Raw genomic sequence first — 21,564 nt, 5'->3', positions numbered from 1 at the left:
GTCCGCTCGGTCCGCTTGGTGGGTGAGGGGTGCGTCCGGTGAAGTGAGCAAACGCGTGCGGGTCCCCTGGCCTCCTGGGCCGGGACCCGTACGCTCCGGGCCGGGCCCGCACCTCTGGTCCTGGGCCGGGCAGAGGCACGGAGAGGTGGGATCAGTGGTCGGTTGCGTGGGGGTTCGGGCCGCCCGGGGTTGCCTCCGGGTCCGGGCCCTTGGCGGCCTCGGCCTCGCTGTAGACGTCCGGTTCGAGATAGATGACGCGGGCGATGGGGACGGCGGCGCGGATGCGGGCCTCGGCGGCGTTGATGGCGTTCGCGACCTCGGCGGCCGTGTCGTCGTGCTGGACGGCGATCTTGGCGGCGATCAGCAGTTCCTCGGGGCCGAGGTGCAGCGTGCGCATGTGGATGACGCTGGTGACCGTGTCGCCGTCGACGGTCGCCTCCTCGATCTTCTTGATCACATCGAGGCCCGCCGCCTCGCCGAGCAGCAGCGACTTGGTCTCGGCGGCCAGGACCAGGGCGATCAGGACGAGCAGGACGCCGATGCAGACGGTGCCGATGCCGTCCCAGATGCCGTCGCCGGTGAGTACGGCCAGGCCGACGCCGAACAGGGCGAGGACCAGGCCGATGAGCGCGCCGAAGTCCTCCAGCAGGACGACGGGCAGCTCGGGGGCCTTGGCGCGGCGGATGAACTGCGCCCAGGACAGCCTGCCGCGCAGTTCGTTGGACTCCTTGATGGCCGTGCGGAACGAGAAGCCCTCGGCGATGACCGCGAAGACCAGGACGCCCACCGGCCAGTACCAGTTAGCCAGTTCGTGCGGGTGGCTGATCTTCTCGTAGCCCTCGTAGATGGCGAACATGCCGCCGATGGAGAACAGGACGATCGAGACCAGGAAGGCATAGATGAACCGCTCGCGGCCGTAGCCGAAGGGGTGTTGCGGGGTCGCCTCGCGCTGGGCCTTCCTGCCGCCGATGAGCAGCAGGAACTGGTTGCCGGAGTCGGCGAGCGAGTGGACGCCCTCGGCGAGCATGGAGGAGGAGCCGCTGAACGCGAACGCCACGAACTTCGACACCGCGATCGCGAGGTTGGCGCCGAGTGCCGCCACGATCGCCTTCGTACCGCCTGACGCGCTCATGTGTCCGCGTTGTCCCTTCGACCTTGTCGTCGCCCTCGTGGCGTGTTCCGGCTTTGCCCGGCCTTTGCCGGTGGGTCATTCTTGCAGCCCGGCCGGACCCCGGCGCGTCAGGTATCCACAACCCCGGTCATACGATCACAGCGCCGGATATCCACAAGCCCGTCAAGCCATCACCGTGGCGCGGAAGACCGTGCCCGCGCCCGAGATCTCCGCCTTCTCAGCGGCCGGGACGAAGACCGACTGCCCCGGCCGCAGTTCGTGCTCGCCCGCGCGGACCGAACCGGCCGTGCAGAGCAGGATCTGCGGGGTGGTGAGGGTGAGGTCGTGGGCGGTGCCGCCCTCGGGGAGGACGTACCGGGACAGGCGGAACTCGTCGATCGGCGTCTCGTAGACCTCCTCCCCGTCCGGTGAGGCCTCGGGGCGCAGCACGCCGGGGTCGCCCGCCTCGAAGCGGACCACCCGCAGGAGTTCGGGGACGTCGACGTGCTTGGGGGTCAGGCCGCAGCGCAGGACGTTGTCGGAGTTGGCCATGATCTCGACGCCGAGGCCGCTGATGTACGCGTGCGGGATGCCGGCGCCGAGGAACAGTGCCTCGCCCGGCTGCAGGCGGACGTGGTTGAGCAGCATGCCCGCGATGACGCCGGGGTCGCCCGGGAAGTGGTGGGCGAGGACGGCGTAGGGGGCGTAGGCGCCGCTGATGCGGGTGCAGGCGGCGGCGGTCTCGGTGACCGTCCGGGCCATGTCCTGCGGGTCGGCGGTGAGGATCGCGGTGAGGACCTCGCGCAGGGCGGCGTCCTGGGGGTGGGCGTGCAGCAGGTCGACGTACGGCTTGAGGGAGGCGACACCGAGGCCGTCGAGCAGGTCGGCGGTCTGGACCGGGTCGCGGAAGCCGCACAGGCCGTCGAACTCGGTGAGGGCGCAGATCAGTTCGGGCTTGTGGTTGGCGTCCTTGTAGTTGCGGTGCGGGGCGTCGACCGGGATGCCGCGGCGCTCCTCGTCGGCGTAACCCTCCTTGGCCTGCTCCAGGTTGGGGTGCACCTGGAGGGAGAGAGGGGCGCCGGCGGCGAGGATCTTGAACAGGAAGGGCAGGTGGGGGCCGAACTTCGCCATCGCCTCCGGGCCCAGCTCGCGCTCCGGGTCGGTGTCGATGACGTCGACGAGTGTCCCGCGCGCGGTGCGCGAGGGGGCTCCCGGGTGTGCGCCCATCCACATCTCCGCCTGCGGTTCACCGGTCGGCTCGACGCCGAGGAGGTGCGGGATTGCGGTGGTGGAACCCCAGGCGTAGGGGCGGACGGTGTTGTCGAGGCGGTCCATGTGTCTTCTCTGTCTCCGTACGTACGCGGCTCAGCCGACGGCTGCGGTCGAGCCGGTCGCCGTGCTGGTCGCCGTGCTGGTGATGGGCGCGGGTCGGCCGGCCCGGAGCAAAGATCAGGCCCCCGAAGCGAGCGCCAGGTAAACAGCGGCGAAATCCGTGACGGCGATCAGTTCCGCGAGGGCCTCCAGATCGCCGCCCTCCTCCGGTTCGAGTTCACTGATCGGCGTGTCATGGCTGAGGGCCAGGTCGCGGGCGGCGGGCGCGGCGGTGAAGCCGCCGATCGGGCGGTCGCGCAGCAGTACTACGCGCGCGTGCAGCGCGGGCTGTTCCTCGACGCGGTCTCGGAAGAAGTCGTCGGGGTCGGCGCTGGCGGCCAGCGGGCCGGCCAGCAGGGCACTGTGCGCGGCGAGCGCCTCGGGGAGTTCGGCGACCAGTCCGGGGCGGCCGGCGAGTTCGGCGAGGGCGGCGGCGAAACGACGCCCGGCGGGGCCCGCCGAGGTCCCTTCCGTCCACACCACGGGGAGCGCGTCGGCGAGTTCGGCGGCCAGGGTCTTGGCCGGGTTGCTGTAGGTGGCGATGGCGGGGCCACAGCGCTCGGCGACGTGGTCCAGACGGTCGGCGACCTTCTCCAGGGCCTCCCGCGGGGCGCTGAGCAGGCCGACGCGGTCCAGCAACGCGAGCAGCGGGGTGAGCAGCGCCCAGAAGACGCCCGAGGAGGAGGCGGCGAGCGGTTCCTCCTGGTCGTACGGCGCTGTCGCCATCGGTACGAACAGGCCGTGGGCGCCGGCGACCGCCTCCGCGAGCGGGGTACCGGGCGGAGCCACGGCGACGACCGAGCAGCCGCGGCGGTAGGCCTGGTCGGCGAGGAGGGAGAGGCTGGGTTCGGTGCCGTCCGGGGTGGCGATCAGCAGCAGGTCGACGGAGCCGATCCAGCCCGGCAGTTCCCAGCGCAGCGCGCCCGCGGCCGGGGCGACGCCGGTCGGGGCCAGGCGGACCACGGGGCTGCCGACGCCCGCCAGGGTGCCGAGGAGGTCGGCGGTGTGGGTGGCGGCGGCGCCGGGGCCGGCGATGAGGACGGCGCGGGGGCGGCCGTCGGGCTTGAGGTCCCCGACGCCGGCCTCGGCGGCGTGCCGGGCGGCGGTACGGACGCGGGCGCCGGCCTCGGCGGCACCGCGCAGCAGGCCCCGGCGGTCGGCCTCGGCGAGGCCCTCCGGGGTGTCGAGCAGCGATTCGTCCAGCATGGGCGGCAGCCTCCGATCGCCTGCGGGTTGTCTACGACGTCAAGGGCGTCGTCACTCGGGGCGGCGGGCCTCGTCCACGAGCAGGACCGGGATGCCGTCGCGGACGGGGTAGGCCAGGCCGCAGTCCTGGCTCGTGCAGATCAGCTCGGTGTCCTGCTCCTTGAGGGGGGCGTGGCAGGCCGGGCAGGCGAGGATCTCCAGGAGGCCGGCTTCGAGCGGCATGGGGTGTCCCTTCGAGGGTTGGTTCTGTGGCCGGTGGTCAGCGTACCGCTGGTGGACGGGCTGAGCTGGGCTCACGTGCCGTCCAGGGGGCTGCGCCCCCTGGACACCGGCTTGCGCCCGCCCGCCACCCGGAACCGCCGGCCGGAAGATCCGGGCATCAGCCCCTGATGATCGCCAGGGCCTCGTCCCTGATCTTCGTCATCGTCGCCTCGTCCTTCGCCTCCGCGTTCAGGCGCAGGAGCGGCTCGGTGTTGGAGGGGCGGACGTTGAACCACCAGTCGGGGGCGGCGACGGTGAGGCCGTCGAGGTCGTCGAGGGCGATGTCGGCGCGGCCCTCGTACGCGGTGCGGATCGCGGCGAGGCGGGCGGACTGGTCGGCGACCGTGGAGTTGATCTCGCCGGAGCCGGTGTAGCGGTCGTACTGGGCGACGAGGGAGGAGAGGGGCCCGTCCTGGCCGCCGAGGGCCGCGAGGACGTGCAGGGCGGCCAGCATGCCCGTGTCGGCGTTCCAGAAGTCCTTGAAGTAGTAGTGCGCGGAGTGCTCACCGCCGAAGATGGCGCCGGTGCGGGCCATCTCGGCCTTGATGAAGGAGTGGCCGACGCGGGTGCGGACCGGGGTGCCGCCGTGCTCCTTGACGACCTCCGGGACCGTGCGGGACGTGATCAGGTTGTGGATGATCGTGCCCTTCCCGCCGTTGCGGGCCAGTTCGCGGGCGGCGACCAGCGCGGTGACCGCGGACGGTGAGACCGGGTCGCCGTTCTCGTCCACGACGAAGCAGCGGTCGGCGTCGCCGTCGAAGGCGATGCCCAGGTCGGCGCCCTCCGTGGGCACGCGCTTCTGCAGGTCCACGAGGTTGGCGGGGTCGAGGGGGTTGGCCTCGTGGTTGGGGAAGGTGCCGTCCAGTTCGAAGTACATCGGGACGAGTGTCAGGGGCAGGCCGGCGAAGACCGTGGGGACCGTGTGTCCGCCCATGCCGTTGCCGGCGTCGACCACGACCTTCAGGGGGCGGATGGAGGTCAGGTCGACCAGGGAGCGCAGGTGCGTCGCGTACTCGTCCAACGTCTCCCGGGAGGACAGGGTTCCCGGCTGGGCCACCGGTTCCGGGGCGCCCGACTCCAGCCAGCGCTCGACCAGTTCGCGGACCTGCGCGAGGCCGGTGTCCTGGCCGACCGGGGCGGCGCCCGCGCGGCACAGCTTGATGCCGTTGTACTGGGCCGGGTTGTGGGAGGCGGTGAACATCGCGCCGGGCAGGTTCAGCGCGCCCGATGCGTAGTACAGCTGGTCCGTGGAGCACAGCCCGATCTCGGTGACGTCCACACCGCGGTCCGCCGCGCCGCGGGCGAAGGCGCGGGACAGCCCCGGGGAGGAGGGCCGCATGTCGTGACCGACGACGATCGCCGCCGCTCCTGTCACCTCCGCGAAGGCAGCGCCGAACAGTCCGGCCAGTGACTCGTCCCACTGGTCCGGGACCACTCCGCGTACGTCGTACGCCTTCACGATCTGCGACAGATCAGCAGTCACGGCCAACCCTCCTGAAAGTCCTATGGGTGCCCACAAACTACCCGTTGGGGGTAAGGGGGAGGTGTGCGGACACCAGGTGGACGCCCAGTCGTGACCGAGACGGGTCGGCGAGGACGGGCGGATGGTGTGGGTGGCTCAGCTGTCCGGGGAGCGCAGGACTCGCAGGTGGCCACGGCGGGCGACCTCCATGGGGTCGGCCGTACGGGCTCCGCCGCCGCCCGCCTCGGCTGCGCGCTCCTGGGGGCGGGCCGCCTCGCGCACGGCGTTGGCAAGCGCTTCCAGATCGTCTCCGCTGGGCCGTGCGGGAGCGGAGCCGTCGAGGAGGCGTACGACCTCCCAGCCGCGGGGGGCGGTGAGGCGCTCGGAGTGCTCGGCGCACAGGTCGTAGCAGTGCGGCTCGGCGTAGGTGGCGAGCGGGCCGAGGACCGCGGTCGAGTCGGCGTAGACGTACGTCAGCGTCGCGACGGCGGGTCGACCGCAGGCGGTGCGCGAACAGCGACGTACAGGGCTCACGACGTTGGACGGTACCGCACTCTTGAGCGGGCCGCGACGACTCCCCACCACGTCACTCCACTGTGTCGTGCTGTGAAACCTCCCACACACCCCTTCGGGGGGGACCTTGTTGACCTGCGGGGACGGGTTCTCGGCGAAATTTGGGCGGGACTCGATACGGTCATGAGTCGGTACGAATACCGTCAATTGCCTTGAGTCCGGCGGTCTTGGAGGGGTAAGGAAACACGCCATTCGTTGGCTGGAATGGTCATCCTGTGACATGGGAGTGGATGGGTCTGATCAGAGGGAAATAGCCGATCGGCGGCGGGCTGATCGGCGGAGGGTGCTGGTCGGTCCGGGGGAAGCGGCCGGTTGCCGTGGGGGGAAGGGAGGGGTGGGTTGCCGTGGGGGACGGGCGGGTTGCCGTGTGGGGCCGGGCGGGCGGAGTGTGCGGGGACTACGCTTCCCCAGTGATGGACAACCGTGTACCGCCTCGTGCCGCCGGACCCGGGCCCCGTCGCCGTGATCGTCACGGACGGGGCATGCGGGGGCCGATCGCACCGCCGCAGGTGCCGCTCGCGGCCAGCCGTGCCGATGTGTTCGCGGACCTGGTGCAGGACTCCGTGGACCGTCTTGAGCGGCGGTGGCCGCAGCTGGCCGACATCGATTTCCTCGTGTTGGAGGTGCCCCGGCTGGAGGGGCGGGGCGAGCAGGCGTGGAGCGATGAGGCCGTGCCGTTGGGCGGGGTCGTTCCCGCGCGGGACGGGCGGCGGGCGCGGGTGGTGGTGTATCGACGGCCGGTGGAGATCCGGACGAAGGGGCGGGATGAGCGGGCCGCGCTGGTGCACGAGGTGGTCGTGGAGCAGGTGGCCGAGTTGCTGGGGCTGACTCCGGAGACTGTGGATCCGCGGTACGGAGAGGACTAGGTCCGGCCGGGCTGGGGCTCGGGGGCTCGTGCGTGCGCTGTGCTGGGGCCGGGAGGGGTGGGCTGCGCTCGGCCGCGCTGGCGGGGTGCGCGGTGCTGCAGCCGGACCAACGGCACGCTCCGCTTGCCCCCGCCGCCGGGGTGCGCAGTACTGCCGCCAGACCAACGGGCACGCTCCGCTTGCTCGCGCCGGCGGGGTGCCGCTGCGCCCACCCGTGCCGCCCCAAGCGGCACGACTGCCCGCAACCGCGCGGGCACGACCCCGCCTCCGGGTGGGTGTCCGCCCTCCGGCACGACTGCCCGCAACTGCGCGGCACGACCCCGCCGCCAGCTGAGTCCCCGCCCTCCGGCACGACTGCCCGCAACTGCGCGGCACGACCCCGCCGCCAGCTGAGTCCCCGCCCTCCGGCACGACTGCCCGCAACTGCGCGGGCACGACCCCGCTGCCGGGTGGGCCGGGAGGCCGGGCCCTACTTCTGGAGGATGGACAAGTCCTCCGCCGTCTTCGGTACCGCCACCATTCCTCGGTCGTACGGCAGGGTCTGGATGGTGAAGCCGGGGACTCCCGCCTCGGTGGCCGTGAGGGTGCGGGAGGCGTAGACCGGGCCGCCGGAGACGGTTTCGACGGTGAGGGCATAGGTGCCCTGTAGGCCGGCCGGGGCGGGGGCCGGGACGTTCTGCGTCGTGCCGGATCTGATCGTGTACGTCTTCGTCGTCGCCGTGCCGCCCTCGCTGCCCGCCGAGGCGGTGACCTTCACCGTGGCCGTGGCGGTGGGCGCCGTCAGGGCGAGGGTCGTGCCCTTGGCGCTGTTGTCGGCCGACGTCGCGCGGGTGCCGACGGGGGCGGTGGCCGGGATGAAGGCCGTCTCCTGCCTGTCGCCCTTGCCCCGGACCACCCGGAGGGCCGCCACCACCGGGACCGACTGGTCCGTGGGGGTCAGGACGAGCGAGCCCGCCTCGCCTCTGGTCACGGCGCCGAGGCCGGCCGTGGTCGTCATGCCCGACTTCACGTGCAGGGTCTCGTTGCCCGCCGGGGTGATCAGGCCGTCCGGGGAGGCCAGGCGGACCTTCAGGTCGGCGTCGTCGCCGCCCGGCGTGAAGGCGATCAGGCGGACGTCGGTGGCGTCCTTCGGGATACCGGGCAGGACCAGGCTGCCGGCCGGGTCGGCGGCCGCGGCCAGCCAGTCTCCGCCCGCCTTGTCGTCCAGGGCCTGCACGGACGCGCCGACCCGGCCGCTGCGCACGCTGACGTGCACGGTCAGGTCGGCCTGCTGTTCGTCGGTGAGCGTGGAGAGCAGGATGGGCTTGCTCGTGTGCGGCGCAATGGTCTGGTTCTCGCCGAGCGGGGACTTGATCGCGCCGTCCTTGCCGTACAGCTCGATGTCGACGACCGCTGCGGAGTCGTCGGGATTGGTCAGGTGGACGTAGTCGGTGCGGCCGGTGGCCGTGCTCGCGCCCGGGAACCAGAAGTCGGTGTCGGCGGCCGTGCAGTTGACGCCCTGGAGGCCGCGGCCGGTGCCGGCGGCGACCTCGGTGGTCTCCTGGACGGTCCAGCCGGGCGCGAACTTCCCGTCGGCGGTACCGATGAGCGCGGGCGTGTCGGCGCCGGAGGTGTCCCCGGTGACCGGTGTGCCCGGTGCCTTGGGGGTGAGCACCGGCTTGTCCGCCGTCTTCTTCCCGTTCTTGGGCGCCTTGGCGCCCTTGCCGGTCTGGGAGTTGTCCGTGCCGTCCGCGGTCTGCTCGTCGGCGGCCTGGAGTTGGGCCTTGCCGCTGCTCGGCGTGGACCGGGTGACGGGCGTGAACGACGTGTACGCCGTGTCGGCGATGTCCGAGATGCTCGGCGCCGGGCACAGCAGGCTCGTGCGCTGCACCGGCAGGTTCGCGGCCGGCTTGGGGGCGGCGGCCCCGGACGCGGACGGGCCGTCGAGCGCGGCGAACGCGGTGACGGCGGCCAGCGCGGTGGCGCCGGCGATCAGGGACAGGGTCGTGCGGTTCACTGCTGGCTCCCGTCGGGGCGCTCGCTGCCGGTGCCGTGGGGGTGCTGGGCCGGGTCGTAGCCCTGCTGGGCGGGGTCGTACGCCGGGTCGTAGCCCTGCTGGTAGGCCGTCGGGTCGTACGGCATCTGGCCGGCCGTACCGCCGTAGGCGTACGGGTCGTACTGTCCCGTCTGATACGGGTCGGCGGCCGGGTACGCCTGCTGGTCGTAGCCGGAGGGCTGGTACGGGGTGCCGGTCTGGTACTGGTCGGTTCCGTAATCCGCGTATCCGTTGTTCGCGTAGGAGCCCTGGTCCCACTCGTCGTAGGACTGCTGGTGCGGTACGGCGGCCGGGGGCTCCTGCGGCAGCGGGGGTGCGGCCGGCTGCTCGCCGGCGGACTGTTCCTCGGCGGCATGTTCCTCGGCCTGGGCGCGCAGGCGGCGGGCGCGGCGGCCCTCGCCTGCGGTGGCCTGGGCGGGCAGCGGCTCCTCCTCGGGCAGGTCGTCGTCGACGTCGCGGCGGCGGCCGGGCAGGGCGAGGACGACCAGGACGACGGCGAGCGTGCCCTGGGCCCACAGCCAGGCGGTGTGGGTGAGCGGGTCGGTGTAGGTGACGTCCAGCCTGCCGCTGTCGGCGGGCAGTTGGAAGCCCTGGGCCCAGCCGTCGACCGTGGTGCGGGTGAGCGGCTTGCCGTTCAGGGTGGCCGTCCAGCCGTCGGAGGCGGTGTCGGCGAGGCGCAGGACGCGGCTGCCCGAACCGGCGGGGACGGTCGTGTGGATCTCCACCGGTCCCGCGGTGACCGACCGGGCGGTGCCCGAGCCGCCGGCGGGGACGATGGTGGCGCGGGAGACCTCCTGGTCGACGCGGTACAGGGCGCTGCCGTGCTGCTGGCTGAGCCGGGTCAGGCCGGGGGTGGTGTCCAGGACGCGGGTGATGTCGCGGGGCGCGCCCTTGTGGACGAGGACGTAGCGCACGGCGAAGCCGCCGAGTTCGTCGGCCTGGTCGGCGCCGGAGCCGGCCACGAGGTTGGCGACGACCTTGTCCAGCCGGTTGTCCTCGCCGTCGGCGGCGCTGACCTCGGCGTCGCCCATGCGGGCACCGGAACCGCGGACCAGGGAGTAGCGCACGCGCGCGGTGGAGTCGCTGTCCAGGATCAGGGTGCGGGCCCGGTCGCCGGTGGCGGAGTCCTCGGCGACGAACGCGGGCACCTGGGTGGGGTCGCGGCGCTCCACGGGGCCGTCGGCGCCGCGGATCATCCAGCCGGCGGCGACGAGCAGGGGGCCCGCGGCGCAGGCGAAGGCGATGAGGGCGGCGACGGGCTGGCGCCAGCCGAAGCTCTGCTCGGCCACGCGCGCGCGTGCGCCGTCGGCGCCGAGGGCGGCGGCGGCCACCAGGGCGACGCCGTAGACGAGGGTGGCCGGTCCGGCCCAGGCGGACCTGTTGGACAGGACGGCGAAGACGAGGGCCACCAGGGCGACCGCCCAGGCGGTGCGGATGGCGCGCTGCCGCTCGGAGCGCAGCAGCGCGGCGAGGGCGGCGAGGACGATACCGAGGAACATCAGGCCGTGCACGGTCCCCGGGCCGCCGGGGCTGGCGCCGAGCAGGTCGGACGCGGAGGCCGCGGAAGGGCCGTACGCCAGGCCCGCTTCCTTGAAGAAGCCGGTCGGGAGCAGGGTCAGCGACCAGGGGGCGAGGACCAGCAGCGGGGTGCCGAGCTGGGTGAGGAAGCGCAGGGTGTGGGCGACGAGGTCGCCGCGGCGCAGGACGAGCACGCCTGTGCCGAGGAGGAGCGCGATGGGCCACACGATCGGCGTGAAGGCGGTGGTGATGGTCAGCAGCAGCGCGTAGGCCCAGGTGGCGCGCCAACTGCCGCGGGCGCCGGAGCGGTTGGTGAGGCCGCTCGCGGCGAGGCCGGCGCGCGCGATGAGCGGCAGCAGGACGGCGAGGACGGCGGTGCCGATGCGGCCGCCGGCCAGGGCGCCGGTGGTGGCGGGCAGGAAGGCGTAGGCGATGGCCGCCCAGGCGCGCAGCAGCCGGGAGGTGACGAGCGGCCGGGAGGCGAAGTAGGCGGTGCATCCGGCGAGCGGTACCGAGGCGACCAGCAGGACGGTGACGGCGAGTCCCGTGGAGCCGAACAGGATGCCGGCGAAGGTCGCGAGGACGGCGAGGTAGGGCGGGGCGGACGGGGTGCCGCCCGCGCCGACCGGGTGCCAGGCGTCCGCGAAACGCGCCCACAGGTCGCCGGCGCCGGCCGGAGCGGGCAGCAGGGCGCCTCCCGCGAGCGCGCCGCCGCTGAGGAGGGCGCGGCAGGCGGTCAGGGAGATGAGCAGGAGCGCGAGGAAGAGTACGGGGCCGGGCTTGCGGGCGATCCGCTTGAGCCGGACGAACTGCTCGACCTCCGGGAAGTCGGCCTCGTCGCCGGGCCCGGACTCGACGGCGCCGCCGTGCCGGCCCGCCCGGGAGGTTTCGTCGGAGCCGCTGGTGAAGTTGGCGGCGAGCTGTTCCACGGTGGCGCGGACGGTGGCGCCGGGTGGTGGCAGGAGCTGGCGCAGTTCGGCCTTGTCGATCTGCGGGCGTCCGCGACGGCGCCGGGCGGCGATGATCCGCTCGGGGCGCAGCAGGGTGCTGAGCAGGCCGCGGATCTCGTCGACGGCCTGGCCGGGCACCTTGCCGACCAGATAGGCGATGGTCCGCAGCACGGTGCCGAACACGAGCCGCAGCAGCACCCAGGGCAGCGCGGCGCCCCGGGCGTTGACGAGCAGGGTGTAGACGGCGCCGGCCTTGTCGACCTTGTGCGGGGAGGCGGCGGTGCGGCCGACGCAGTCGACGGTACGGCGCTCGCGGGAGGCGGCCTCGGCGTGCCGTACGACGGCGTCGGGGGCGATCAGGACGCGGTGGCCGGCGGCGTGCGCGCGCCAGCACAGGTCGATGTCGTCGCGCATCAGGGGCAGCCGGCGGTCGAAGCCGCCGAGCTGTTCGAAGACGTCGCGGCGGATGAGCATGCCGGCGGTGGAGACGGACAGCACGGTGCGGACGTGGTCGTGCTGGCCCTGGTCCTGTTCGCGGCGGTCCAGGCCGGTCCAGCGGCGGCCGGAGTTGGCGATGGAGACGCCGACCTCCAGCAGCTGCCGGCGGTCGTACCAGCCGCGCAGTTTGGGGCCGACGACCGCCACGTCGTCGCGGCCCAGCTCCAGTTCCGTGTCGACGACCCGCAGCAGCTGGGCGAGGGCGTCGGGTTCGGGGGCGCAGTCGTCGTGCAGCAGCCAGAGCCACTGGATGGGCTCGCCGTGCGGCAGTTCGGGCAGGTCGTAGGCGTCGTCTCGCCAGGAGCGGGTGACCGGGTCCCAGCCGCTGGGGCGCTTGAGGTACGGCAGCTCTTCCGGGGTGAGGACCGGGGCGTTGCGACTCGCCTCCTCGACGGCCTGGCCGAAGCCGGTGCGCCGGGCGAGGTGCAGGACGCCCGCGTCGCCGAGGGCGTCGGTGAGCAGCCGGGCGGAGTCGTCCGCGCTGCCGGTGTCGGCGGCCACCGCGTACTGCACGGGGCGCTCCTGGCCGAGCAGCCCGGCGAGGGCGTCGGGCAGCCAGCGGGCACCGTCGTGGGCGACGAGGACCGCGGTCACCACGTGACGCGGGAACTCAGGGGTGGCAGCGGTGTCTTGCTGGGCTGCCGTATGGCTGTGCACGGACATCGAGGTACGGGCCCCGGTTCGATGGACTGCGGTGGACGCCTGTGCCCTCTCGGGTGCCGAGGGGACAGCGGGGCGTCTCGGACGAGCGACCACACTAGCGGCTGGCCAAGACGACGGCCCGTCGCCTGTGGATAACCCACCGGCGACGGGCCGTTCGTGACGTTTTGGGGGCCGATGTCCGGTCAGATGGCGGCCTTCTTCAGCCGGCGGCGCTCCCGCTCGGACAGGCCGCCCCAGATGCCGAACCGCTCGTCGTTGGCGAGGGCGTACTCGAGGCATTCGGAGCGAACCTCGCAGGCGAGGCAGACCTTCTTCGCCTCTCTGGTGGAGCCGCCCTTCTCGGGGAAGAAGGACTCGGGGTCGGTCTGGGCGCACAGCGCGCGCTCCTGCCAGCCGAGTTCCTCGTCCGCGTCGTCGACCAGCAGTTGCTGCACCAGTTCGGTCATGTGCGCCCCTCGTCTGTCTTTCGCGTCCCCGTGTTGCCGTTACCGGTTTCGGCTGAACGACACGAGTGAAATTACAAGTGTGCTGCTCCGGGCGAGTCAAGCCGAGATCTGCTATTGAGCCCGTTATTCACTCTGCGGAACCAAGGCCATGCGGAAAGTGTTCAAATCGGCATAAACCTTGCCACGCAGGCGAGGGACCGAGGAGGCGGTCGAACCCCGTACAGCCCTCTGTACGGAGAAGGACGTCCCCGTGTTCGATCGCGTTGCACGAGGCTTGAGCGCTCGGATGTGCCCCATGTGTCCCCGGGTCCGGGTGAACAAACCTTTCACCTGACAGATGAACCGGATGAGGTGAAACGTGTCCCACATACCGGGCGTCGAGTTGACAGTCCAGGTGTGAGCCGGTGTCCTAGTGGGCATGCTCGCGAACTTGGCACTCACCTCGACCCGCACCGCCGGGTCCCACGGTGCTGCCCAGGGCCGCTGTAGCTGTTGTTGCTGTTCCAGCTGTTGAGCCACGCCTGCTCCAGCTGTGGGCCGAGTCACCGCGACTCGGTGTTCATCCCCTCTGCCCTTCCTTGACCGAGGAACCACCGCACCCATGAACAGCGACAACGACCTCCAGATCGCCGGCGACATCCTCGAAGTCCCGCACCTGCTCCAGCCACCGCGCGAGCACCCGGCCACCGTCGCCGAGTTCGCGGGCCTCGCCCGCTCGATCGCCGCCGACCGCGCCCAGTGGGCCCACCTCGTCCGCTACGACGCGACCACCCGCTGGTACCACCGGCTGCGCACCGGCCCCGGCTACGAGGTGTGGCTGCTGTCCTGGGTGCCCGGGCAGGGCAGCGGGCTGCACGATCACGGCCGCTCCTCCGGCGTCCTGACCGTCCTGGAGGGAACGCTGACCGAGCGCACCGAGCGGGACACGCGCGCGTTGACGGCGGGGGCGCAGCGGGTGTTCGCGCCGGGCTACGTCCACGAGGTCGTCAACGACGCGCTGGAGCCGGCGGTCAGCCTGCACGTCTACTACCCGGGCCTGACGCAGATGCCGATGCACACGGCCCCGCACTGCGAGGCTCGTCCGGTGACCGCCTGACGCGTTGTCGTACCCGCCTGCGAGACTTGGCGCATGCGCATTGTGGTTCTGGCAGGCGGCATCGGCGGTGCCCGTTTCCTGCGCGGTCTGAAGCAAGCCGTGCCGGACGCGGACGTCACGGTGATCGGCAACACCGGCGACGACATCCACCTCTTCGGGCTGAAGGTCTGCCCCGACCTGGACACGGTGATGTACACGCTGGGCGGCGGCATCAACGAGGAGCAGGGCTGGGGGCGGGCCGACGAGACCTTCCACCTCAAGGAGGAACTGGCGGCCTACGGGGTCGGACCCGAGTGGTTCGGCCTCGGTGACCGGGACTTCGCCACGCACATCGTGCGTACGCAGATGCTCGGCGCGGGCTATCCGCTCAGCGCCGTCACCGAGGCGCTGTGCGACCGCTGGCAGCCGGGCGTGAAGCTGATCCCGATGACCGACGACCGCGTCGAGACACACGTGGCCGTGCGGGTCGACGGTGAGCGCAAGGCCGTCCACTTCCAGGAGTACTGGGTGCGGCTGCGCGCGTCGGTCCCGGCGGAGGCGGTCGTGCCCGTGGGCGCGGAGCAGGCCAAGCCGGCACCCGGTGTGCTGGAGGCGATCGCCGAGGCGGACGTGATCCTCTTCCCGCCGTCCAACCCGATCGTGTCCATCGGCACGATCCTCGCCGTGCCCGGTGTCCGGGAGGCGATCGCGGACGCGGGCGTGCCCGTGATCGGCCTGTCCCCCATCGTCGGGGACGCGCCGGTGCGCGGCATGGCCGACAAGGTGCTCGCCGCGGTCGGCGTGGAGTCCACGGCCGCCGCGGTCGCCGAGCACTACGGCTCCGGCCTGCTGGACGGTTGGCTGGTCGACACCGTGGACGCGACCGCGGTCGAGCGGGTCGAGGCGGACGGCATCCGCTGCCGCGCCGTGCCGCTGATGATGACCGACGTCGACGCGGCCGCGCGGATGGCCCGGGAGGCGCTGGCGCTGGCCGAGGAGGTGGGGGAAGCGTGAGCGAGGAGCGCCCGCAGTACACGGTCCGGGCCCTGTCCGGCATCCCCGAGGTCCAGCCGGGCGACGACCTCGCCAAGCTGATCGCCGCCGCCGAGCCGGCTCTGGCCGACGGGGACGTACTGCTCGTCACATCCAAGATCGTCTCCAAGGCGGAGGGCCGGGTCGTACAGGCGGCCGACCGGGAGGCGGCCATCGACGCCGAGACCGTCCGGGTCGTGGCCCGGCGCGGCGCGCTGCGCATCGTGGAGAACCGGCAGGGTCTGGTCATGGCCGCCGCCGGGGTGGACGCCTCCAACACCCCCGCCGGCACGGTGCTGTTGCTGCCCGAGGACCCGGACGCGTCCGCGCGGGCGATCCGCGCGGGCTTGCGGGAGGCCCTCGGCGTCGACGTGGGTGTCGTCGTCACCGACACCTTCGGGCGTCCCTGGCGCGCGGGGCTCACGGACGTGGCGATCGGCGCCGCCGGCGTGCGCGTGCTGGACGATCTGCGCGGGGGCACGGACGGGCACGGCAATCCCCTCAGCGCGACCGTCGTCGCCACGGCGGACGAGCTGGCCGCCGCCGGCGACCTGGTCAAGGGCAAGGCGACGGGCCTGCCGGTGGCCGTGGTGCGCGGACTGCCGCATGTCGTGGACGGCGAGGGCGCCGAGGGCGCCCGGGCGCTGGTGCGGACCGCGCGGGACGACATGTTCCGGCTCGGCACGTCCGAGGCGGTCCGGGAGGCGGTGACCCGGCGGCGTACGGTCCGGGCCTTCACGGACGAGCCGGTGGACCCCGGCGCGGTGCGGCGCGCAGTGGCGGCGGCGGTCACGGCACCGGCCCCGCACCACACCACGCCGTGGCGGTTCGTGCTGCTGGAGTCGGCGGAGTCCCGGACCCGGCTGCTGGACGCGATGCGCGACGCGTGGATCGCCGACCTGCGCCGGGACGGCAAGAGCGAGGAGTCCATCGCGAAACGGGTGCGCCGCGGGGACCTCCTGCGCAACGCGCCGTATCTGGTCGTGCCGTGCCTCGTCATGGACGGCTCGCACCACTACGGGGACGCGCGGCGGGACGGCGCCGAGCGGGAGATGTTCGTCGTCGCGATGGGCGCGGGCGTGCAGAACCTGCTGGTCGCGCTGGCCGGGGAGCGGCTGGGCTCGGCGTGGGTGTCCTCCACGATGTTCTGCCCGGACGTGGTGCGCGAGGTGCTCGCGCTGCCCGCGGACTGGGACCCGATGGGCGCGGTGGCGGTCGGGCATCCCGCCGAGGAGCCGAGACCGCGGCCCGAGCGGGACGCCAGCGGGTTCCTCGAAGTGCGGTGAGGTGCGGTGCAACGGCCCGGGCAGCGCCTAGGCTCATAGGACGGCACCGGCTCCCCTAGGACCCCATTCGTGGCAGGACGTTTCGCTCAGCGGCCCACGCGTACGACCGTGCGCGGCGGCCATGTCGGCGTGCCCACGGGTGCCGGTGCCGGGATACCGCGGCAGGTGACGGGGCCGGCGCGGGTACGGCGGTGGGTTCCCACGGGGCCGCTCGATCTCGGTCTGGTGCTCGGACCGTTGCGGCGCGGACCCGCCGACCCCACGTTCCGGGCCACCGCGGACGGATCCGTGTGGCGGGCCTGCCGTACGCCCGCCGGGCCGGGCACGCTGCGGGTGCGCGCGTACGGCGGTGAGGTGGTCGGCGAGGCGTGGGGGCCGGGGGCGGAGTGGCTGCTGGACCGGTTGCCCGAGTGGCTCGGCGCGTCCGATGAGCCGGAGGCGTTCGTGCCCCGGCACCGGGTGGTGGCGCTGGCGCGGCACCAGCGGCCGGGGCTGCGGCTGACGCGGACGGGACTGGTGCTGGAGTCCCTCATCCCGTCGGTGCTGGAGCAGAAGGTCACGACGGATGAGGCGTACCGGGCGTGGCGGCTGCTCGTGCGGCGGTTCGGGGAGCGGGCGCCGGGGCCGGCGGGGGCCGGGGAACGGCCGATGTCCGTGATGCCGGAGCCGCGGACCTGGGCGCTGATTCCCTCCTGGGAGTGGCACCGGGCCGGGGTCGACGACAAGCGGGCGTCGACGATCCTGCGGGCCGTGCGGGTCGCCGCGCGGCTGGAGCAGGCGGTGGGGATGCCGGCGGCTGAGGCGCAGACGCGGTTGGAGGTCGTGCCGGGGGTGGGGCCGTGGACGTCGGCGGAGGTGGTGCAGCGCAGTCATGGGGCGGCGGATGCGGTGACGGTGGGGGACCTGCATCTGCCGGGGATCGTGGGGTGGGCGTTGGCGGGGGACCGGGATGCCGACGATGCGCAGATGCTGCGCTTGCTGGAGCCGTATGCCGGGCAGCGGCATCGGGCGGTTCGGCTGATCTTGCTGAGTGGGCGGGTGCCGGGGCGGAGGGCGCCGAAGATGCCCCGGGTCGACATCGGGTTGCTTTGACGTGAGGGGTGCCGGGTGCTGTCGTCGGCCCCGGGTGGGCGGGTGACGGAGCGTCGGCCTGCCGGGCCGCCGTGAAGTCTTCCCACCGATGACAACCTGTCTCGGCTGGGGCGGAGCACGGCCACGACGGTCCGGTGGTCGCGGCCCGGGGGAAGCGGCTGACGGTGCCGGACTCCGAGAACTTGGCCTCACTCCGCGCTGACCACCTGCCCGTTGACCACCTGCACCCGACAGGGCCGGCCAAGTGGTCGATGTGCCATCTTCTGGTCCGGCAGGCCGGGTCACCGTCCCTCGATCGGGTCACGGTGATCGACGGCGCGGTGGCGTTCAGCGCGGCACCACCCAGCCCGGCACCCAGGTCCCGGCGGCGGCGTGGCCGCCGGCGGTGGCGGCGAGGTGGGCGCGGAGGGTGGCCAGCGCCGGGTGGGGGTTGTCGCGGTGCCACAGGAGCGAGTGCGGGTAGACGGGCGTCGGGTCGGTCACCGGGATGCGGCGCAGGCCGTGGCCGGCGGGCCAGACGAGGCGGGTCTGCTCGGTCGTGAAGGTGGCCAGGGCCGGGGTGTCGGCGACGGTGTCGAGGAGCGCGTCGGAGCCGAAGTTGGGGCCGGTCGCCTCGATGGTGAGGCCGAACTCGGCGGCGAGGTCGTCGTAGTAGGCGGCCCACTCGGTGCCGGGGACGAGGCCGGGCATCCAGATCCGGTGCCCGGCGAGCTGGGCGACGGTGACCGACCGGGCTCCCGCCAGCGCGTGGGCGGGGCCGGTGAGGAGCTGGTGCGGCTCGTCGAGCACCCGGACGGACTCGATGTCCTCGGGCAGGGGCCGGCCGGGCGCGGCGACGGCGCGGAAGGACGCGTCGATCGCCCCGGACCGGATGGCGGCGACGGCCGTCTCGACGTCGAACAGCATCACCACGTCGAGGTCGATCTCGGGGTGCGCGTGGTGGAAGCCGCGCATCAGGCCCGATGGCGCGACGCGCGAGGCGATGATGTCGACGCGCAGTGGACGGCGGCCGGTGCGCACGGACGCGACCGCGCGCTCGGCGACGCGCAGCAGCTCGCGTGCGTGGGGCAGGAACGCCTGCCCGTCGATGGTGAGCTCGGCGCCGCGCGGGGTGCGGGTGAACAGCCGCACCCCGAGGTCGCGCTCCAGCGCGGCGATGCGCTTGGAGACGGCCTGCTGGGTGATCGACAGGTCCGCGGCGGCTTTCTGGAACTGGCCCGCTTCCGCGACGGCGACGAAGGTACGCACTGCTTCGGGCTCCACGCCGAGCACCCTAGTGAACAACGGATGGTTGTGGATGGTCGGCAAGGAGGTTGTTTGACCCGCCGCCGTGCTGCTCGCTTAGCTCTCACTGGTCAACGTCAGTTTGTTCGGGTGGGACGTCTAGGGGCGTGCTGAGCATGGTGGGCAGGAGCCGGCTGGGCCGGCAGTTCGGCTGGCTGTGGGCGGCATACGCGGTGAGCGCCTACGGGTCCGGGCTGGGGTTCGGGGCGTTCCCGCTGATCGCCGTGCTGGCGTTGCACGCCGGCCCCGCTGAGGTGTCCGCGCTGTCCGCGGTGGGGCCTGCGGTGGGCGCGCTGATCGCGGTGCCACTCGCGCCGTGGGTGGAGTTCCGGCGCAAGCGCCCGGTGATGATCGCGATGGACCTGACCCGGTGTGCGGCCCTGGCGACGATCCCGGTCGCCTACGCCTTCGGGTGGCTCCGTTTCGTCCAGTTGCTCGGGGTCTCGGCCGTGGTCGCCGCAGCCAAGATCGCCTTCAACGCGGCCAGCGGCGCCTACCTCAAGGCTCTCGTCCGGCCGGATGACCTGCTCGTGGCCAACGCGCGGTTCGAGTCCACGAACTGGAGCTCCATCGCGGTCGGGCCGCCGCTGGGCGGGGCGGCGATCGGCCTGTTCGGGCCGGTCACCACCATGGTGGCCGACGCGCTCAGCTACCTGCTCTCCGCGCTGGGCATCACGGCGATCCGCGGCCGAGAAGAAGCGCCGCGACCCACCGGCAACGGCCCGGTCCGGGCGGGCGCGCTGCTCGACGGCTGGCGACACATCATGGGCCGTCCCGATCTGCGGGCGCTCTACCTCAACAACATGCTCGTCTCCGGTCTGATCATGGCCACCGAGCCGCTGCTGGCCGTGCTCCTCCTTCGCCAGCTCGCATTCCCACCCTGGCAGTACGGCCTCGCCTTCGCCGCCCCCTGCCTCGGCGGACTCGTCGGCTCCCGGCTGGCCCGGCGTGTCGTGGCCCGTTACGGCCGGCACAGGGTCTTCCGGACCGTCGGCACCCTGCGCGCCATCTGGCTGATCGGCCTGGCCTTCGTCCGTCCCGGTCTCGTCGGCCTCGTCACCGTGATGGCCGTCGAGCTGGCGATCATCGTCAACATGAGCCTGTACACCCCGGTGCTCGCCACCTACCGGCTCGAACACACCCCCAGGCATCTCGTCGCCCGCACCCTGTCGGCCTGGTCGATCGGCCAGCAGGCGTCCATCGCCGTCCTCACCGCGCTCGGCGGACTGCTCGCCGACGTCACCGGCCCACGTACCGCTCTCACGGTCGCGGGACTGCTCATCCTGACCACCCCGCTCCTGCTCCCCCGCCACGACCACTTGCCGCAGCACGAGCCGGAATGGGCCCGTAGCCACTCATGACACACCGCAACTCGGTGCTGCAGCCCGCAGGCCGGAGCCGATGGCCGTCGGCGGGGTTCGCAGCCGGCGGCCTTGTCACGCGACGACCTGGCACAGCGCTCAGCCGTCGCGCGTCACCGCGTCGGCTATGCGCAGCGTCATCCGCGTCTGGGTCTGGTCACGGTGCGTGGGGTTGAAGGAGTACACCACCCGGCGCTGCTGGCCGCGGGTGGAGAACATGCCGGAGTTGTAGCCGTAGCGCTCACCGGTCTTGCCCCACAGGGTCATGCCGTTCACCGTGGCCGTCTGCAGGCCCATGCTGTAGCGGGCCGGGCTGCCGTCCACCATGCGGACGTCGTCGGGGGGCAGCGTGAACATCTTGTCCAGGGTGGCTCGCGGCAGCAGGTCCCCCGAGAAGAGCGCGGTCATGAACCGTTCCAGATCCTGGCTGGTGGAGATCATCTCGCCTTCGCCCCACGCTTCCGACTGGTTGTAGACGGTGGCATCGCTCAGTGTGCCGTCGGCCAGCGCCAGGTAGCCGTGGACGTGCGGGCCGTGGATGCGGGGGTCGTTACCCGGCACCGACGTGGCGTGGAGGCCCAGGGGGCGCAGGATGCGCTTGCTGATCTCCGTGCCGTAGGACTGGCCCGTCACCTTCTCGACGAGCAGGGCGGCCAGCACGTAGTTGATACCGCGGTACTCCTGCCGGGTGCCCGGTGCGAACTTCATGGGGCCGTGGCTGACCTCGGCCACCAACCGCTGCGGCGTCCACTGGTCGTAACGGTGCTGGAGCACCTTCTCGGGCGTGCTCACGTCCGGCAGGTCCGGGCCGCTCTCGTCGGGCAGCCCGCTGGTGTGGTTGAGGAGCTGTCCCACGGTGATCGGCGGATACTCGGCAGGCAGGACGCCGGGCAGATAGCGCTGCACCGGCGCGTTCAGGTCCACTCTGCCCTCGGCCGACAGCTGCAGCACGACCGTGGCGACGAAGACCTTGGTGATGCTGCCGATGCGGAACTTGTCGTCGGCGCTCACCTTGCGGCCCGTTCGCAGGTCGGCCACGCCGGAGGTGCCGTACCAGCGGCCCGAGGCACCGCTGACGCGGATCTGCGCCGCGGTGGCCTGCGGGTCGTCGAGGACGGCGACGGCGGCCCGGAGGGCCCGGATGTCCAGCTTGGGGGCCGTCTCCCGGCCGGCGTGGGCAGGCGCGGGCGCCGCCACGGCGGCACCGGCCGGCAGGGCACCCGTCACGAGGAGCGCCCCGGCCAGGGCTCCGCCGAGCAGGGCGCGGCGGGACGGGGCGAGCACACGGCGCGGTGCGGCGGGAGCCGAGGGCGCGAAGGACTCCGGCGCGGAGGAAGCGGAGGAGGCGGAGGAGGCCGAGTCGGCTGAATAGGCGGAGAAGAACGTCATGCGGACCATGCTTCCGACCCGGCCGCCCCCGGCCATCAGGGAGAAACCCCACCCTGCCCTGACCCGACCCTGATGCTCCGTCAGG

Annotated in this window: 17 protein-coding genes; 6 read left to right on the top strand and 11 right to left on the bottom strand. The window is 72.9% G+C overall.

All coding sequences use genetic code 11. The annotated features are described in order from the left end of the window. Window positions 1-151: 151 nt before the first annotated feature. The 6 genes from ACZ7GZ_RS18045 to ACZ7GZ_RS18020 form a co-directional block, all read right to left on the bottom strand. Window positions 152-1,132: a cation diffusion facilitator family transporter gene (locus ACZ7GZ_RS18045; RefSeq protein WP_471025089.1), complete on the bottom strand. Its 981-nt coding sequence runs from the start codon at window positions 1,130-1,132 to the stop codon at window positions 152-154. A 162-nt stretch (window positions 1,133-1,294) separates the two neighbouring features. Continuing rightward, window positions 1,295-2,446, bottom strand: a complete 1,152-nt coding sequence (manA, locus tag ACZ7GZ_RS18040) for a mannose-6-phosphate isomerase, class I (protein ID WP_471025087.1) — start codon at window positions 2,444-2,446, stop codon at window positions 1,295-1,297. A 114-nt stretch (window positions 2,447-2,560) separates the two neighbouring features. Further along, complete coding sequence (locus ACZ7GZ_RS18035; protein WP_471025086.1) at window positions 2,561-3,688, bottom strand: SIS domain-containing protein; 1,128 nt, start codon at window positions 3,686-3,688, stop codon at window positions 2,561-2,563. A gap of 51 nt (window positions 3,689-3,739) precedes the next feature. After that, the gene (locus tag ACZ7GZ_RS18030) at window positions 3,740-3,910 is read right to left on the bottom strand and encodes a Trm112 family protein (RefSeq protein WP_073901335.1); all 171 of its coding nucleotides are present in this window, start codon (window positions 3,908-3,910) and stop codon (window positions 3,740-3,742) included. A 157-nt stretch (window positions 3,911-4,067) separates the two neighbouring features. Further along, window positions 4,068-5,432 carry a phosphomannomutase/phosphoglucomutase gene (locus tag ACZ7GZ_RS18025; protein ID WP_471025084.1) on the bottom strand — a complete coding sequence of 455 codons (1,365 nt, stop codon included), beginning with the start codon at window positions 5,430-5,432 and terminating at the stop codon, window positions 4,068-4,070. A gap of 135 nt (window positions 5,433-5,567) precedes the next feature. After that, window positions 5,568-5,993 (bottom strand): DUF3499 domain-containing protein, encoded by a 426-nt coding sequence (locus ACZ7GZ_RS18020; RefSeq protein WP_471025083.1) that lies wholly within the window; start codon window positions 5,991-5,993, stop codon window positions 5,568-5,570. A gap of 473 nt (window positions 5,994-6,466) precedes the next feature. On the opposite strand from ACZ7GZ_RS18020, the gene ACZ7GZ_RS18015 reads away from it, so the two are divergent. Continuing rightward, a complete protein-coding gene (locus ACZ7GZ_RS18015; protein WP_351247885.1) occupies window positions 6,467-6,850 on the top strand; it encodes a metallopeptidase family protein in 384 nt (127 codons plus the stop codon). 469 nt (window positions 6,851-7,319) lie between these two features. Here the strand turns inward: ACZ7GZ_RS18015 and ACZ7GZ_RS18010 are convergent, their stop codons facing one another. The 3 genes from ACZ7GZ_RS18010 to ACZ7GZ_RS18000 all read right to left on the bottom strand — a co-directional run bounded on the left by ACZ7GZ_RS18010 (window position 7,320) and on the right by ACZ7GZ_RS18000 (window position 12,960). Then, window positions 7,320-8,846 carry a DUF5719 family protein gene (locus tag ACZ7GZ_RS18010; protein ID WP_471025081.1) on the bottom strand — a complete coding sequence of 509 codons (1,527 nt, stop codon included), beginning with the start codon at window positions 8,844-8,846 and terminating at the stop codon, window positions 7,320-7,322. Next, window positions 8,843-12,514, bottom strand: coding sequence for a glycosyltransferase family 2 protein (locus tag ACZ7GZ_RS18005; protein ID WP_471025080.1), 3,672 nt, complete (start codon window positions 12,512-12,514; stop codon window positions 8,843-8,845). Before ACZ7GZ_RS18005 ends, ACZ7GZ_RS18010 begins: the two co-directional genes overlap by 4 nt. Before the next feature lie 182 nt (window positions 12,515-12,696). Beyond that, window positions 12,697-12,960, bottom strand: coding sequence for a WhiB family transcriptional regulator (locus ACZ7GZ_RS18000; RefSeq protein WP_010986447.1), 264 nt, complete (start codon window positions 12,958-12,960; stop codon window positions 12,697-12,699). A 601-nt stretch (window positions 12,961-13,561) separates the two neighbouring features. Here ACZ7GZ_RS18000 and ACZ7GZ_RS17995 point away from each other — a divergent pair. The 4 genes from ACZ7GZ_RS17995 to ACZ7GZ_RS17980 all read left to right on the top strand — a co-directional run bounded on the left by ACZ7GZ_RS17995 (window position 13,562) and on the right by ACZ7GZ_RS17980 (window position 17,445). Then, window positions 13,562-14,056 (top strand): cysteine dioxygenase, encoded by a 495-nt coding sequence (locus tag ACZ7GZ_RS17995; RefSeq protein ID WP_471025078.1) that lies wholly within the window; start codon window positions 13,562-13,564, stop codon window positions 14,054-14,056. Between the two features lie 33 nt (window positions 14,057-14,089). Then, a complete protein-coding gene (gene cofD, locus ACZ7GZ_RS17990; protein ID WP_471025076.1) occupies window positions 14,090-15,049 on the top strand; it encodes a 2-phospho-L-lactate transferase in 960 nt (319 codons plus the stop codon). After that, entirely contained in the window at window positions 15,046-16,353 is a 1,308-nt protein-coding gene (locus ACZ7GZ_RS17985; RefSeq protein ID WP_471025075.1) for a coenzyme F420-0:L-glutamate ligase, read from the top strand. Before cofD ends, ACZ7GZ_RS17985 begins: the two co-directional genes overlap by 4 nt. A 69-nt stretch (window positions 16,354-16,422) precedes the next feature. Further along, a complete protein-coding gene (locus ACZ7GZ_RS17980; RefSeq protein ID WP_471025073.1) occupies window positions 16,423-17,445 on the top strand; it encodes a DNA-3-methyladenine glycosylase family protein in 1,023 nt (340 codons plus the stop codon). Window positions 17,446-17,772: 327 nt separating this feature from the next. On the opposite strand, the gene ACZ7GZ_RS17975 is transcribed toward ACZ7GZ_RS17980, so the two are convergent. Further along, window positions 17,773-18,708 carry a LysR family transcriptional regulator gene (locus ACZ7GZ_RS17975; protein ID WP_471025071.1) on the bottom strand — a complete coding sequence of 312 codons (936 nt, stop codon included), beginning with the start codon at window positions 18,706-18,708 and terminating at the stop codon, window positions 17,773-17,775. A gap of 137 nt (window positions 18,709-18,845) precedes the next feature. On the opposite strand from ACZ7GZ_RS17975, the gene ACZ7GZ_RS17970 reads away from it, so the two are divergent. Continuing rightward, window positions 18,846-20,090: an MFS transporter gene (locus ACZ7GZ_RS17970; protein WP_471025069.1), complete on the top strand. Its 1,245-nt coding sequence runs from the start codon at window positions 18,846-18,848 to the stop codon at window positions 20,088-20,090. Between the two features lie 99 nt (window positions 20,091-20,189). On the opposite strand, the gene ACZ7GZ_RS17965 is transcribed toward ACZ7GZ_RS17970, so the two are convergent. Then, window positions 20,190-21,479 (bottom strand): serine hydrolase domain-containing protein, encoded by a 1,290-nt coding sequence (locus ACZ7GZ_RS17965; RefSeq protein WP_471025068.1) that lies wholly within the window; start codon window positions 21,477-21,479, stop codon window positions 20,190-20,192. Window positions 21,480-21,564 lie beyond the last annotated feature (85 nt).

The organism is Streptomyces sp. NPDC037288 (assembly GCF_055603265.1).
The sequence above is the reverse complement of the archived record's forward strand: the minus strand, read 5'-3'. Positions and strand labels throughout refer to the sequence as shown.